The sequence below is a fragment of the Geodermatophilus sp. YIM 151500 genome, assembly GCF_025716945.1.
GTDB lineage: Bacteria > Actinomycetota > Actinomycetes > Mycobacteriales > Geodermatophilaceae > YIM-151500.
This window is the reverse complement of sequence record NZ_JAOVZT010000024.1, coordinates 5,921-19,355: the sequence shown is the minus strand read 5'-3', so window position 1 is coordinate 19,355 and position 13,435 is coordinate 5,921. Positions and strand designations below refer to the sequence as shown.

Annotated in this window: 12 protein-coding genes; 11 read left to right on the top strand and 1 reads right to left on the bottom strand. The window is 75.4% G+C overall.

All coding sequences use genetic code 11. The features are described 5' to 3' along the window. Positions 1-179 precede the first annotated feature (179 nt). The 8 genes from OF117_RS21750 to larE all read left to right on the top strand — a co-directional run bounded on the left by OF117_RS21750 (position 180) and on the right by larE (position 9,869). Positions 180-1,448, top strand: a complete 1,269-nt coding sequence (locus OF117_RS21750) for an MATE family efflux transporter (protein ID WP_263554950.1) — start codon at positions 180-182, stop codon at positions 1,446-1,448. Then, a complete protein-coding gene (gene truB / locus OF117_RS21745) occupies positions 1,445-2,365 on the top strand; it encodes a tRNA pseudouridine(55) synthase TruB (RefSeq protein WP_263554949.1) in 921 nt (306 codons plus the stop codon). Before OF117_RS21750 ends, truB begins: the two co-directional genes overlap by 4 nt. Before the next feature lie 129 nt (positions 2,366-2,494). Further along, a complete protein-coding gene (locus tag OF117_RS21740) occupies positions 2,495-3,388 on the top strand; it encodes a hypothetical protein (RefSeq protein WP_263554948.1) in 894 nt (297 codons plus the stop codon). After that, positions 3,388-4,062, top strand: a complete 675-nt coding sequence (locus tag OF117_RS21735; protein ID WP_263554947.1) for an ABC transporter ATP-binding protein — start codon at positions 3,388-3,390, stop codon at positions 4,060-4,062. Before OF117_RS21740 ends, OF117_RS21735 begins: the two co-directional genes overlap by 1 nt. 3 nt (positions 4,063-4,065) lie before the next feature. Next, entirely contained in the window at positions 4,066-4,752 is a 687-nt protein-coding gene (locus tag OF117_RS21730) for an ABC transporter ATP-binding protein (protein ID WP_263554946.1), read from the top strand. After that, positions 4,742-7,849 carry an FtsX-like permease family protein gene (locus OF117_RS21725; protein ID WP_263554945.1) on the top strand — a complete coding sequence of 1,036 codons (3,108 nt, stop codon included), beginning with the start codon at positions 4,742-4,744 and terminating at the stop codon, positions 7,847-7,849. Before OF117_RS21730 ends, OF117_RS21725 begins: the two co-directional genes overlap by 11 nt. Before the next feature lie 119 nt (positions 7,850-7,968). After that, entirely contained in the window at positions 7,969-8,916 is a 948-nt protein-coding gene (locus OF117_RS21720; RefSeq protein ID WP_263554944.1) for a hypothetical protein, read from the top strand. A gap of 101 nt (positions 8,917-9,017) precedes the next feature. Then, positions 9,018-9,869 carry an ATP-dependent sacrificial sulfur transferase LarE gene (gene larE / locus OF117_RS21715; RefSeq protein WP_263554943.1) on the top strand — a complete coding sequence of 284 codons (852 nt, stop codon included), beginning with the start codon at positions 9,018-9,020 and terminating at the stop codon, positions 9,867-9,869. A gap of 12 nt (positions 9,870-9,881) precedes the next feature. Here larE and larB read toward each other — a convergent pair whose 3' ends face one another. After that, on the bottom strand, positions 9,882-10,592 hold the full coding sequence (larB, locus tag OF117_RS21710) for a nickel pincer cofactor biosynthesis protein LarB (protein ID WP_263554942.1): 711 nt from the start codon (positions 10,590-10,592) through the stop codon (positions 9,882-9,884). Between the two features lie 127 nt (positions 10,593-10,719). Here larB and OF117_RS21705 point away from each other — a divergent pair, with 127 nt between their 5' ends. From OF117_RS21705 to OF117_RS21695, 3 genes are all read left to right on the top strand, one after another. Continuing rightward, positions 10,720-11,058, top strand: a complete 339-nt coding sequence (locus OF117_RS21705; protein WP_263554941.1) for an antibiotic biosynthesis monooxygenase family protein — start codon at positions 10,720-10,722, stop codon at positions 11,056-11,058. A gap of 82 nt (positions 11,059-11,140) precedes the next feature. Then, entirely contained in the window at positions 11,141-12,280 is a 1,140-nt protein-coding gene (locus tag OF117_RS21700; protein WP_263554940.1) for a branched-chain amino acid aminotransferase, read from the top strand. A 30-nt stretch (positions 12,281-12,310) separates the two neighbouring features. After that, positions 12,311-13,270, top strand: coding sequence for a bifunctional riboflavin kinase/FAD synthetase (locus tag OF117_RS21695; protein WP_263554939.1), 960 nt, complete (start codon positions 12,311-12,313; stop codon positions 13,268-13,270). Positions 13,271-13,435 lie beyond the last annotated feature (165 nt).

Sequence of the window (13,435 nt, the reverse complement as noted above, 5' to 3'; positions counted from 1 at the left end):
CCGGCGGGCGCTGAGCCGGACCACGGCTCCGCGTCGGGAGGGCTCGGCCGATGACACCGCCGTCCTCCGGACGGCACCGCGACCAGGTGCCGTCCCCGGCGGGCGCTGAGCCGGACCACGGCTCCGCGTCGGGAGGGCTCCGCCCTCCGCGCCGCGGCCCGTCCGTGGTGGCGCTGGCGGTGCCCGCGCTCGTGGTGCTCGCGGCGGAGCCGCTGTACCTGCTGGTCGACACGGCCGTGGTCGGCAACCTCGGCACGGTGGCGCTGGGCGGGCTGGCCGTCGGCGGCGGGCTGCTCGCCTGGGCCGCCGCGCTGCTCAACTTCCTCGCCTACGGCACCACCGCCCGCGCCGCCCGCCGCGCCGGCGCGGGCGACCGGGCCGGCGCGGTCGACGAGGGCGTGCAGGCGACCTGGCTGGCGCTCGCCCTCGGCGCCGCCGTCCTGCTGCTCTTCCAGCTCCTGGCCGGGCCGCTCACCCGCGCGCTGGCCGGCAGCGCCGGCCCGGTCGCGGCGGCGGGGGAGCAGTGGCTGCGGGTGGCCTCCCTCGGCGCACCCCTGCTGCTGGTCGCGCTGGCCGGCAACGGCTGGCTGCGCGGGGTGCAGGAGTTGCGCCGCCCGATGCGCTACGTGCTCGCCGGCAGCCTGGTGAGCCTGGTGCTGTGCCCGCTGCTGGTGCACCCGGTCGGCCTGGGTCTGGTCGGCTCCGCGATCGCCAACGTGGCCGGCCAGGCGGTGTCGGCGGCGCTGTTCGTCCGCGCCCTGCTGCGCGAGGGCGCGCCGTGGCGGCCCCGTCCGGCGGCCCTGCGCTCGCAGCTGGTCATCGGCCGCGACCTGCTGCTGCGGGCGGTCGTCCTCCAGCTGTCGTTCCTCGTCGCCACGGGCGTCGTCGCGCGGGCGGGCACCGCGTCGCTGGGTGCGCACCAGATCGCCGTCCAGCTGTTCTTCTTCCTCGCCCTGGTCCTCGACGCCTACGCCATCGCCGCGCAGACCCTCGTCGGCCAGGCGCTGGGCGCCGGCCGTCCCGACCGGGCCCGGGCCACCGCCCGGCAGGTCACCTACTGGGGTCTGGGCACCGGCGTCCTCGTCGGCGCCGCGCTGCTCGTCCTGCGCCCGGTCGTGCTGCCGCTGTTCACCGACGACCCGGCGGTGCTCGGGCAGGCCGCCCTGGCCTGGTGGTTCCTCGCCGCGATGCAGCCGCTGGCCGGCGTGGTGTTCGCGCTCGACGGCGTGCTCATGGGCGCCGGGGACGTCGGCTGGCTGCGCACCGTGACCATCGGCTCGGCGCTGGTCGGCTTCCTCCCGCTGTCCCTGCTGGCCGCGCCGCTGGGCTGGGGGCTGGCCGGGGTCTGGAGCGGCCTGACGCTGTTCATCGTGCTCCGGCTCGTCGGGGTCCTGACGCGGGTGGCCGGTGACCGGTGGCTGACCGCGCCTGCCACCGTGACCGCATGAGCCGACGGAGAGCCGCCGACGCCGACGTCCCGCCCGGGGTGCTGCTGGTCGACAAGGCCGGCGGGATGACCTCGCACGACGTGGTCGCCCGTGCCCGCCGCGCGCTGTCGGTGCGCCGGATCGGCCACGCCGGCACCCTCGACCCGATGGCGACCGGGCTGCTGCTGCTCGGCGTAGGCAGCGCCACGCGGCTGCTGGGTCACCTGGGCGGGCACGACAAGACCTACGAGGCCACCATCCGCTTCGGGCAGACCACGGTCACCGACGACCGCGAGGGCGAGGTGCTCTCCGCCGTCCCGGCCGGCGACGTCGACGAGGCCGCCGTCCGCGCCGCGTTCGCCGGGCAGACCGGGCCGCTGCTGCAGGTCCCCTCGTCGGTGAGTGCCGTCAAGGTCGGCGGGCGCCGTTCCTACGACCGCGTGCGCGCCGGCGAGCCCGTCGAGCTCGCCGCCCGACCGGTGGCGGTGCACCGGATCGAGCTGCACCGCCTCACCCGCCCCGCGCCGGAGCTGCTCGACGCCGAGGTCACCGTCGCCTGCACCGCCGGCACCTACGTCCGGGCCATCGCCCGCGACGCGGGGGCCGCGCTCGGGGTCGGCGGGCACCTCGTCGCGCTGCGCCGCACCGGGTCGGGCCCCTTCGACGTGGCGCACGCCGCGCCGGTGGAGGAGGCCGCCGCGGCGCTCGCCGCGGGCGGCGGCCCGGGTGCGCTCCTTCTCGCCGCGGCGGCCGCCGCCGTCTTCCCGGTCCGCCCGGTCACCGCCGAGGAGGCGGTCGCCCTCGGGTACGGGCAGCGGATCGCCGCGACCGGCGACACCGGCCCGCACGCCGCGGTGGACCCCGGCGGCCGGCTGGTCGCCCTGGTCGAGGACGCCGGCTCGACCGCGCGGGTGGCGGTCGGCTTCCCGCCGTCCTGAGCGGTCGGCGTCCGGCTCGCCAGGATTCTGACCCGATGCCGACTCGGATCGCGTCCGCGACCGCCCCGCGGACCCTCTCGTCTCGCTAGCCTCTCCCGCGGACGGGGGCACTCCTCCAGGGGAGACGGCATGACCACTCCTGCCGGGACCACCGCGGGCGTCCGTCGCGGCCGCAGGCTGGTGGGGGCGATGCTGTCCGTCGGCCTGCTGCTGGCCGCATGCGCGGACGCCGGCGGGTCCGGGGGCGTTCCGGCCGAGTTCGAGCGCACCGCGTTCGACCCGGTGGACTTCGTGGATCCCACGACGAGCACCAATCGCTGGCACCCGCTGCGCCCCGGGCTCCAGTGGACGCGGCAGGGGACGACCGAGGTCGGGGAACGGGTCGTCCCGCACCAGGTGGTCAGCACCATGACCGACGTCGTCCGGGAGATCGACGGGGCCCCCGCCATCGCGATGCTCGACCTGAACACCGATGCCGGGGAACTGGTCCAGGTCTCGGTCGACTACTTCGGCCTGGACCGGGACGGCAACGTCTGGCTGCTCGGCTCGTACACCGAGGACTACTCCGGCGGCGAGTACACCGACACCTCCGACGCGTGGCTGGGCGGTGCGGAGGGCGCCGAGCCGGGGATCCTCATGCCGGGCGACGTCGGGGCCGACACCCCGGCGTGGTTCATCGGCCGGGAGCCGGACGGCAAGGCGTCCGCGGCCGAGGTGGTCGAGACCGGTCGGCAGGAATGCGTGGAGTTCGCCTGCTACGACGACGTCCTCGTCGTCCGCGAGGGCGAGGTGGGGGCGCTCGACAACGAGTTCAAGTACTACGCCGCCGAGGTGGGGCAGATCCTCAACTCGCCCCGCCGGTACAGCCGGCACCAGGACGACGAGTCGCTGGTGAACCTCACCGAGCTGAGCGACGCGGGCCTGGACGAGATGAGCAGCGAGGTGCTGCGCCTCGAGGAGCACGCCCGCGAGACCGTGCCCGAGGTCTTCGGCGCGGCGCCGCCGTCGTCCCGGGTGCCGTGATGTCCGGTGCCCACCGGCCGCGGATGCTGGTCGCCGAGGGCGTGTCCAAGGCGTTCGGGACCGGCACCTCGCGCACCGTCGTCCTCGAGTCCGTGGACCTGGTCGTCCACGACGAGGAGAAGGTGAGCCTCGTCGGCCCCTCCGGCAGCGGGAAGTCGACGCTGCTCTCGCTCGTCGCCGGCCTGGGCCGGCCGGACGCGGGGCGGATCAGCATCGGCGGCGTCGCGACCGACGGCCTCGACGACGCCGGCCGCGCCGCGCTGCGGGCCGAGCGGGTCGGAGTGGTCCTCCAGTCGGACAACCTGATCCCCTTCCTGACCGCCCTGGAGAACGTGGAGCTGGCGATGGGTTTCACGCGGCGGCCGGGGCGGCGCGGCCGGCCGCGCGAGCTGCTCGCCGCGCTCGGCGTGGACCACCGGCGCGACCACCTGCCCCGGCGGCTCTCCGGCGGCGAGGCGCAGCGCGTCTCCATCGCGGTGGCGCTGGCGAACGCGCCCGCGCTGCTGCTCGCCGACGAGGTCGTGGGCCAGCTCGACAGCGCGACCGCCGAGCACGTCGTCGACGTCATCTTCGGCTCGGAGCTGGCCGTGCTGTTCGTGACGCACGACGAGTCGCTGGCCGCGCGCGGCGACCGGCGGCTGCGGCTGGTCGACGGCTCGCTGGTCGAGTGGTGAGCCGTGGACCTGCACGTCGACGCGGTCAGCGTGCACCACCTCACCGCCTCGGGGACGGTGCGGGCGTTGGACGGCGTGACGCTCTCCGTCCCCGCCGGGACGAGCGTCGCCGTCGTCGGGCCGAGCGGTGGTGGCAAGTCGACCCTGCTGGGGCTGCTCGGCGGTCTGGACGTCCCGACCGCGGGCTCGGTGCGGGTCGGCGCGGAGGTCATCTCGTCGTTCACCGACCGGCAGCGCGCCGCGTTCCGGCGCAGCAAGGTCGGGTTCGTCTACCAGAACGACAACCTGCTGCCGTTCCTCACGGTCGTGGAGAACCTGGCCCTGCAGCGGGCCCTGGTGCGGGACCACCGGCCCGGTCCCGATCCGCTGCAGCTGCTGGCCCGCCTCGGGCTGGCCGACCACGCCGACCGCGTCCCGGACCAGCTCTCCGGCGGGCAGCGGCAGCGGGTCGCCATCGCCCGGGCCGTCGTCCCGGAACCCGGGCTGCTGCTGGCCGACGAACCGACCGGCGCCCTGGACCCCCGCAACGCGGCCGTGGTCGTCGACCTGCTGCTCGAGGTCCGGCAGCACCTCGGCGCGACCCTGGTCATGGCCACCCACGACCGGACGGCGGCGTCCCGGATGGACCGGCTGGTGGAACTGCGCGACGGCAGGGTCGATGCGGATCCGGCGGTGCCCCGTGCTGGCTAGCTACGTCTGGCGCGACCTGGTCCGCAACCCCCGGCGCAGCATCGCCACGCTGACCGGCATCACCCTCGGCGTCGGCCTGTTCTCGGCCGTGCTGTTCTTCATCGACGGTTCCTCGGCGTCCATGACGCAGCGGGCCGTGCAGCCCCTGCCGATCGACATCCAGCGGATGCTGACCGCACCGCTGGGCGGGCGCCTGCAGCTCGGCCAGAGCACCGACGTCCGGGGCCCGGTGGCGGAGGGGCAGCGCGTGACGGTGCGGCTGGAGCTGGTGAACGGCACGGCCGCGGCGGCCAACGAGGTGGTGCTGCGCTCCGAGCCGCCCGACGAGTTCGCCTACGTCGCCGGCTCGGCGACCGTGCGGGGCGTCCCGGTCGAGGACGGCCTCGTGGACAACCCCTTCGCCCGGGGGGCGGCCCGGACCGGGCTGAACCTGGGGACCGTCGAGCCCGGTGCCACCGTCAGGGTGTCCTACGAGGTGCAGGCCCGCGTCCCGGTCACCCCCGCCGACGGCCTGGGTCTGCGGACCTCCTTCTCCAGCCGTGAGGTCGTCACCCCGGTCCCGGCGAACGCGCCCGAACCGCTCGGACCCGACGAGCTCGCCACCCGCATCAGCCGGATCGCGGGCGTCGCCTCGGCCGATCCGCTGTCCTTCGTCGACGTCCCCGGCCCGGCGGTGTCCGCGGGGCCCGTCGCGGCCACCGGGTCCGTGCGGGTGTTCGCCTTCGACGCCGGCTACCAGCGGCGTTACGACGACATCGACCTCGTGGACGGCGTGCTGCGCCCGGGTGCCGCGCTGCTGAGCCTGGAGGCGGCCGACGCGCTCGGCGTCGAGGTGGGCGACGGCGTCGACCTGGCGCTGCCCGGTGCCGCCGGACCGTTGCGGCTCGAGGTCAGCGGCACGGCCGACCTGCGGCGGGCGAAGGCGCTGTTCTACAGCCGGCAGGGACGGCACCTCGAGGAATTCCTGTACTCGCCGTACTCCGTGGTGATCGACCCGGCGACGTTCGAGGACTCGGTGGTCCCGGCGCTGCTGGCCTCCTCGGCGGTCCTCGGCGGCGAGCGGAACGGGCCCGTGCGCGAGGTGGACATCCGGGTGGAACGGTCCCGGCTCGACGCCGATCCCGGCACGGCGCTGGAGCAGACGACCAGGATCGCCGCCGCCGTCGCCGAGGTCGCCCCGGGGCAGGACTACCTGGTCGACAACGTCTCCAACACGCTCACCGTCGCGCGCGAGGACGCGGCCGTCGCCAAGCGCATGTTCGTCTTCCTCGGCGTGCCCGGTGGCATGCTCGCCGCCGTCCTCGCGGGGTACGCGGGGGCCGTCCTGGCCAGCGCCCAGCGCCGGGAACAGGCGATCCTCCGCGTGCGGGGGGCCGGCGCCCGTCACCTCACCACGATGCTGGCCATCCGCAGCGGCGCGCTCACCGCGGCCGGCGCGGTCGTGGGTCTGGCCGTGGGCCTGCTGTCGGCGGTGGCCGTGCTCGGCGTCGAGGCGGTCTCGCGGGCGGCGGTGCCCAGCCTCCTGTTCTCCGGCCTCGTCGGCGCCGGCGGCGGCTTCCTCGCGGCGGGTTACGCGCTCTACGCCGCGGGCCGGGCGGCGATCCGCAGGGAGATCGACGCCGACCGGGCCCGGCTGTTCTCCCGTCCCCCGCTGTGGTGGCGGGCCCGGCTGGACCTGGTCGCGCTCCTCTGCGTCGGTCTCCTGGCCGGGCTCGCCGTCCGGGCCGACGCCTTCGCCGGCACGCCCGGATCCGTCTACGAGGCCAGGGGCGTCGGCCTGAACCTGTGGTTGCTGGCCCTCCCGCTCGGCGCCTGGGTCGCGGGCGCGCTGCTCGCCGGCCGGGTGTTCGCGCGCGCCGTGGCGGTGCTGCCGGCCGGCCCGTCGTTCGGGCACGTCACGGCGGGGATCGTCGGGCGCAGCCTCCGCCGCCGGTCGTGGATCGCCGCCCAGGGCATGATCGTGATCTGCCTCGTGGTCGGCGCGGTGACCAGCGTCACCGTGTTCACCGCCTCCTACGACGAGGCCAAGGCGGCGGACGCGCGGTTCACCCTCGGGTCCGACCTCAAGGTCGCCCCGGACCCGACGACCAGCCGCACCCTGGACGGCGGGTTCGCCGACGAGCTGCGGACGGTCGACGGGATCGCCGCTGCCACACCGGTGGTCTACGGCGTCGAGAACTCCGTCGTCCGCAGCACCCGGAACCAGGACGTCGCCAACGTGGCCGCCGTGGATCCGGCCACGTTCCTCGACGTGGCCGCGCTGCGGGACGAGAACTTCGTGGGCACGACCGCCGCGGAGGCGCTGACCGCTCTCGCCGACGACCCGGGCGGGGTGTTGCTCAGCGCCGAGATGGCGGAGTTCGTCTCGGTGGCCCCCGGCGACCGGGTCCGGGTCCTGTTCGCCCAGGGGACCGACGTCCAGGCGCTGTCGGAGATGCGCGTCGCGGGCCTGTTCGACCGCCTGCCGGCCTTCCCCGACGGCGCGGACGCGATGGTGAACATCGCCCACCAGGCGCGGGTGGTGCCGTCCACGCTCCCGGACTTCTTCCTCGCCCGGACCGTCGACAGGCGCCCGTCGACCCTCGCCGCCGCGGTGACCGACCTGACCGGGCGGACGGGTGCGGACGGGCGGGTGGCCGTGGAGACCCGCGAGACCACGCTCGCCAAGGACCAGTCCAGCCTGGCGGCGCTGAACATCCGGGGTCTGCTGACGCTCGACGCGGGCTACGGCCTGGCGATGGCCGTCGTCGCGATCGGCATCTTCGTCTTCGGGTTGCTGCTGCAGCGCCGCCGCGAGTACGTCACGATGCGGGCCCAGGGCCTGCAGTCGGCCGAGATCCGCACGGTCATCGTGGCGGAGGCAGGCACCGTCGGCCTCGCCGCCTGCGTCGCCGGCATCGCGGTGGGTCTGGCGATGGCGGTGTTCCTGGTCGGCGTCCTGCGCCCGCTGTTCGTCCTCGCGCCGGACCTGGTCGTGCCCGTCCCCGGCATCCTCACGCTGGTCCTGGCCCTCCTCGGCTCGACGCTGGTCTCCTCGTCCGCCGCCTCGTCGCTCGTCGGGCGACTCAAGCCGACCGAGCTGCTCCGGGACGAGTGACCGGCTGCGCCCCGTCTCGATACCTGCCGTTCCGGAACCGGTTGACAGTCCCTCGCCACCTCAGGACGATGCGGGTGATCCGGCCCCCCGCCACGGGTCGGCGTCGTTCGGAGCGCACGATGACGATCAAGCTGCGCGACACCCTCGGCACAGCTGCTGCGGCGGTCCTCCTCTGCGCGTGCGGCGCCGCCGAACCGTCGTCGGAGGCCGGGGGTGCTTCTCCCCCGGCCTCCGACGAGGAACCGGCCGCCACGACCGCGCCGGTCGTCCCACCACCGGGGGACGACCTGGCCGCACGCTTCAGCCCGGATCTCTTCGGGCCGGACTCGGCGACGATCACGAACGAGTGGTTGCCGTTCACCCCGGGCACGCGCTTCACCTGGGAGGGGCGCGCGCTGGAGGAAGGCGAGGAGATCGAGCGGCAGGTGATCTTCACCGTCACGGACCTGACCAAGGAGGTCGCGGGCGTCCGCACGCTCGTCGGGTGGGACCGCGACTACAACGACGGCTTCATGTCCGAGAGCGAGCTGATCTTCCTCGCCCAGGACGAGGAGGGGAACGTCTGGCATCTGGGCCAGTACCGGGAGACCTACGAGGACGAGTTCGTCGGGGGTCGCGTCTGGGTGGTGGGGGACCCCGAGGGCGCGCAGGCCGGGGTCATGATGAAGGCGGATCCACAGGCGGGTGACGCGGACTACTCGCAGGGCTACGCACCGATGCCCTGGAGCTGGGACGACCGGGCGCGCGTGCGGGATGCGGGGGTCCGCATCTGCGTCGAGACGGGCTGCTACGACGACACGATCGTGGTCGAGGAGTTCGAGCCGTCGGTCCCCGACGCGCTGCAGCTCAAGTACTACGCGCGCGGTGTCGGCAACGTGATGATCGGGTGGGAGGGGCCGAACGAGGCCGAGCAGGAGGAGATGGAGCTCGTCGAGGTCGTCCAGCTGACCCCGGAGCAGCTCGCGGACGCCCGGGCAGCGGCGCTCGACCTGGAGCACCGAGGCCTCGCCTACTCCCGCATCGGGCCGCTCCAGCCGCTCGACGGCGCGGCCACGTCCATCGGCTGAGCCTGCACGGGACGGCTCGGGATCCCGGGTCCGTCTGGATCTGACGGATGCGGGCCGGCGACGCTGCCGGGGCCCGTCCGCCGTGTGGCAGCCTGCCGGGCGTGACCGCGCTCGACGACCGGCTGGCCGCCCTGGACGCCGACCTCGGCCGGCTGCCGGGCGTGCTCGTCGCGTTCTCCGGCGGCGTCGACTCGGGGACGCTGCTGGCCGCCGCCGTGCGGGCCCTGGGCGCCGACCGCGTGGTGGCCGCCACCGCCGTCTCGCCCAGCCTGCCGGCCGCTGAACGGGCGGCCGCCGCCGTGTTCGCCGCGTCGCTCGGGGTGCGGCACGAGCTGCCGGTCACCGCCGAGCTCGACCGGGAGGGGTACCGCGCCAACGCCGGTGACCGCTGCGCGTTCTGCAAGACCGAGCTGGTCGACGTCCTCACCCCGCTGGCCGCCGGCCTCGGCATCGCCGACGTGGTCACCGGTACCAACGCCGACGACCTGCGGGCCGGGTTCCGGCCCGGCATCCGCGCCGCCGCAGAGCGGGGCGCCCGGGCGCCACTGGCCCGGGCCGGGCTGACCAAGGACGACGTCCGCGCCGCCGCCCGCCGGTGGGGCCTGCCGCTGGCCGACAAGCCGGCCGCCGCCTGCCTGGCCAGCCGGATCGCCTACGGGGTGCCGGTGTCGGCGGACCGCCTCGCCCGCGTCGAGGCGGCCGAGGTCGCCCTGCGGACGGCGCTCTCGGACGCGGGGCTGGCGGTGCGCGACCTGCGCGTCCGCGACCTCGGCCCGGTCGACGGTGCGGAGACCGCCCGCGTCGAGGTCGACGCCCTCGTGGTCCCGGACGTCGCGGCGCGGCCGGAGCTGCTGGCCGCGGTGCGCGGCTTCGACCGGGTCGAGCTCGACCCGCGCGGCTTCCGGTCCGGCTCGATGAACGAGCTGCTGCCCGACCCCCACCGCTTCCGCTGACGAGCCCGTCCGCTACCGCTCGGCCGTGGCCCGCCCGCGGGCCACCGTCCGCGCGATGCGGGCGGCGGCCACCCCCGCGCCGAAGCCGTTGTCGATGTTGACCACGAGCACCCCCGGCGCGCAGGCGGTGAGCATGGTCAGCAGCGCCGCCAGGCCCTCGAACGCCGCGCCGTAGCCGACCGACGTCGGCACCGCCACGACCGGGCGGTCGGTCAGGCCGGCGACCACGCCGGGCAGCGCGCCGTCCATGCCGGCGACCACGACCACCGCGTCGGCGGCGGCGATGTCCGGGGCCACGGCCAGCACGCGGTGCACGCCGGCGACGCCGACGTCCTGGACCCGCCGGGCGCCCACGCCGCACGCGCGCAGCGTCGCGCACGCCTCGGCGGCCACCGGGCCGTCGGAGGTGCCGGCGGTGAGCACCAGCACCCTGCCGACCGGGGCCGGCGGCTCGCCCACCAGCGCGCACCGGGCCTCGGGGTCGATCCGGGCGTCCGGCCACCGTTCCCGCACGGCGGCCGCGGTGGCCTCGTCCACTCGGGTCGCCCACGCGAACGCCCGCCCGTCCGGGCCGGCGCCGGCGTCGAGCAGCGCGGCCAGGCAGGCGACGGTCTGCGCCGGCGTCTTGCCGGCGGCGTACACGACCTCCGGGGTCCCGGTGCGGTGCACGCGGTCGGGGTCCAGGCGGGCGAAGCCGAGGTCGGTGGTGCGCGGCGCGGTCACGTCCCCAGCGTGCCGCATCGCGGGCGGGGGCCCGGCCGGGCGGGTGGCGGCGATCACCGCCGCACCCGCGGCGAGCGGCCGTCACCGCCCCGGTTTGCCGCCCGGGGGCGCGGGCATGGGCAGGCGCATGAGCGTCGTGAAGATCAACGCGATCACCGTGCCCAAGGACAAGCAGGAGCGTTTCGAGGAGCGCTTCCGCGGGCGCGCCGGTGCCGTCGAGAAGACACCGGGGTTCGAGTGGTTCGAGCTGCTGCGGCCACGGGAGGGCACCGACCAGTACCTGGTCTACACCCGGTGGAGCACCGAGGCCGACTACGAGGCGTGGCAGTCCAGCCAGGACTTCGACCGCGCCCACCAGGGTGGCGGCGACACGCTGGCGCCGGCGGCCAGCCACTCCTCCCACCTGTGGTCCTACGAGGTGATCGAGTCCGCCGGCCCCGGGGTCGACCAGGAGAGCCAGGCCTGACGGCCGTGCCCGGCTAGGGTGAGGTCGCGGCCCGGCGGTTGTCGGGCCGCCCGGCCGGACGCATCCTTCGCAGGTGGGAGACATGACCGACACGCTCGCCGACAGCCGCACCTCGTCCCGCACCTTCGTCGAGGGCGTGCCGGTGGTCGTCGAGGACGTGCGGCGCCGTCCGGCCGCCGAGCGGCAGGCCGTCCTGGCCGACCCGGGCTTCGGCCGGCACTTCACCGACAGCATGTTCCTGGCCCGTTACCGGGCCGGGGAGGGGTGGGTCGACGCCCGGCTCACGGCCTACGCCCCGCTGCAGCTGGACCCGAGCGCGGCCGCGCTGCACTACGCCCAGTCGATCTTCGAGGGACTCAAGGCCTACGCCCAGCCCGACGGCAGCGTGGCCACTTTCCGCCCGGAGGCCAACGCGGCCCGCTTCGTGCGCGGCGCCAAGCGGCTGGCCATGCCCCCGGTGCCCGAGCCGGGGTTCCTCGCCGCCGTCGACGCGCTCGTCGACGCCGACCGCGACTGGGTGCCCACCGGCCCCGACCAGACCCTCTACCTCCGGCCGTACCAGATGGCCGTCGAGCCCTTCCTCGGCGTGCGCCCGGCCAACGAGTACCTCTTCCTCGTCATCGCCAGCCCGGCCGGCGCCTACTTCCCGCGCGGCGTGCAGCCGGTCTCGGTCTACCTCTCCGAGGACTACATCCGCGCCGCCCCCGGGGGCACCGGCGAGGTGAAGTGCGCCGGCAACTACGCGGCGAGCCTGCTGGCCCAGGAGCAGGCGATCGCCGCCGGTTGCGACCAGGTCGTCTGGCTGGACGCGGTGGAGAAGCGGTACGTCGAGGAGATGGGCGGGATGAACCTGTTCTTCGTCCTCGGGTCGGGCGCCGACGCGGAGCTGGTCACCCCCGAGCTCACCGGCACGCTGCTCCCCGGGATCACCCGCGATTCGCTCATCACGCTGGCCCGCGAGCGCGGGCACCGGGTCACCGAGCGCCGGTTCTCCGTCGAGGAGTGGCGGGAGGGCGTGGCCGACGGCTCCGTGACCGAGACCTTCGCCTGCGGCACCGCCGCCGTCATCACCCCGGTCGGCGAGGTCAAGGCGCGCACCGGCGACTTCACCGTGGGCGACGGCACTCCCGGCCCGCTGACCATGCAGCTGCGCGAGGCGCTCCTGGACATCCAGCACGGGCGGGTGGCCGACACCCACGGCTGGCTGCACCGGATCGGCTGAGCGGCCGACCGGGACGGCGGGGGCGAGCGGTTGCTGCGCTGGCGCGGGCTCGAGGCGACGCCCGGTGACCTCGGGCGCACGGTGGTCACCATCGGCATGTACGACGGGGTCCACCGCGGCCACCAGCAGCTCATCGGCGCCGCGGTGGGCCGCGCCCGCGACATGCGCCGTCCGTGCCTGCTGGTCACCTTCGACCCGCACCCGGCCGAGGTGGTGCGCCCCGGCTCGCACCCGGCGATCCTCACCTCGCTGGACCGCAAGGCCGAATTGGTGGCCGGTCTCGGCGTCGACGCGATGTGCGTGCTGCCCTTCACGCAGGAATTCAGCCGGCTGCCCCCGGAGACGTTCACCCACTCGGTGCTGGTCGAGCAGCTGCACGTCGCCCACGTCGTCGTCGGGCAGAACTTCACGTACGGCTTCAAGGCGGCCGGCACGGTCGAGTCGCTGGCCGTCGAGGGACGGCGCTTCGGCTTCGGCGTCGACGGCCTGCCGCTGACCGGGTTGTCCGACGTCGACGACGTCAGCGTCTCCTCCACCTACATCCGCGCGTGCGTCGCGGCCGGTGACATGGATCCGGCGGCCGCGGCGCTGGGTCGGCCGCACCGCGTCGACGGCGTGGTCGTCCGGGGTGACCGGCGCGGCCGGCAGCTGGGGTACCCGACCGCCAACGTCGAATCCGCGCCGTATACCGCCGTCCCGGCCGACGGCGTGTACGCCGGGCACCTCGTGACCAAGGACGTCGACGGCGCCAGCCGCGAGCGGTACCCGGCCGCCATCTCGGTGGGCACCAACCCGACGTTCCAGGGCAGCCGGCGCACCGTCGAGGCCTACCTGCTCGACTGGGAGGGCGACCTCTACGGCGAGCACGTCGGCGTCGAGTTCGTGGCGCGCCTCCGCCCGATGCGGGCCTTCGCCGGTGTCGACGAGCTCATGGCGGCCATGGCCCAGGACGTGGCGAACACCCGCACGATGCTGCACCTGCCCGGCTGAGGGAGCGCTGTCGTGCCGACTGGACCCCCGGAGGGGGTCCGCGCAGGCGCGACGCAGCGGCTCCGCGCGGCAGGGGACGGCTCGTGTCCGCGGTGTCGTCCGGAGGACGACGGTGTCATGGTCCGCGGTGTCGTCCGGAGGACGACGGTGTCATGGTCCGCGGTG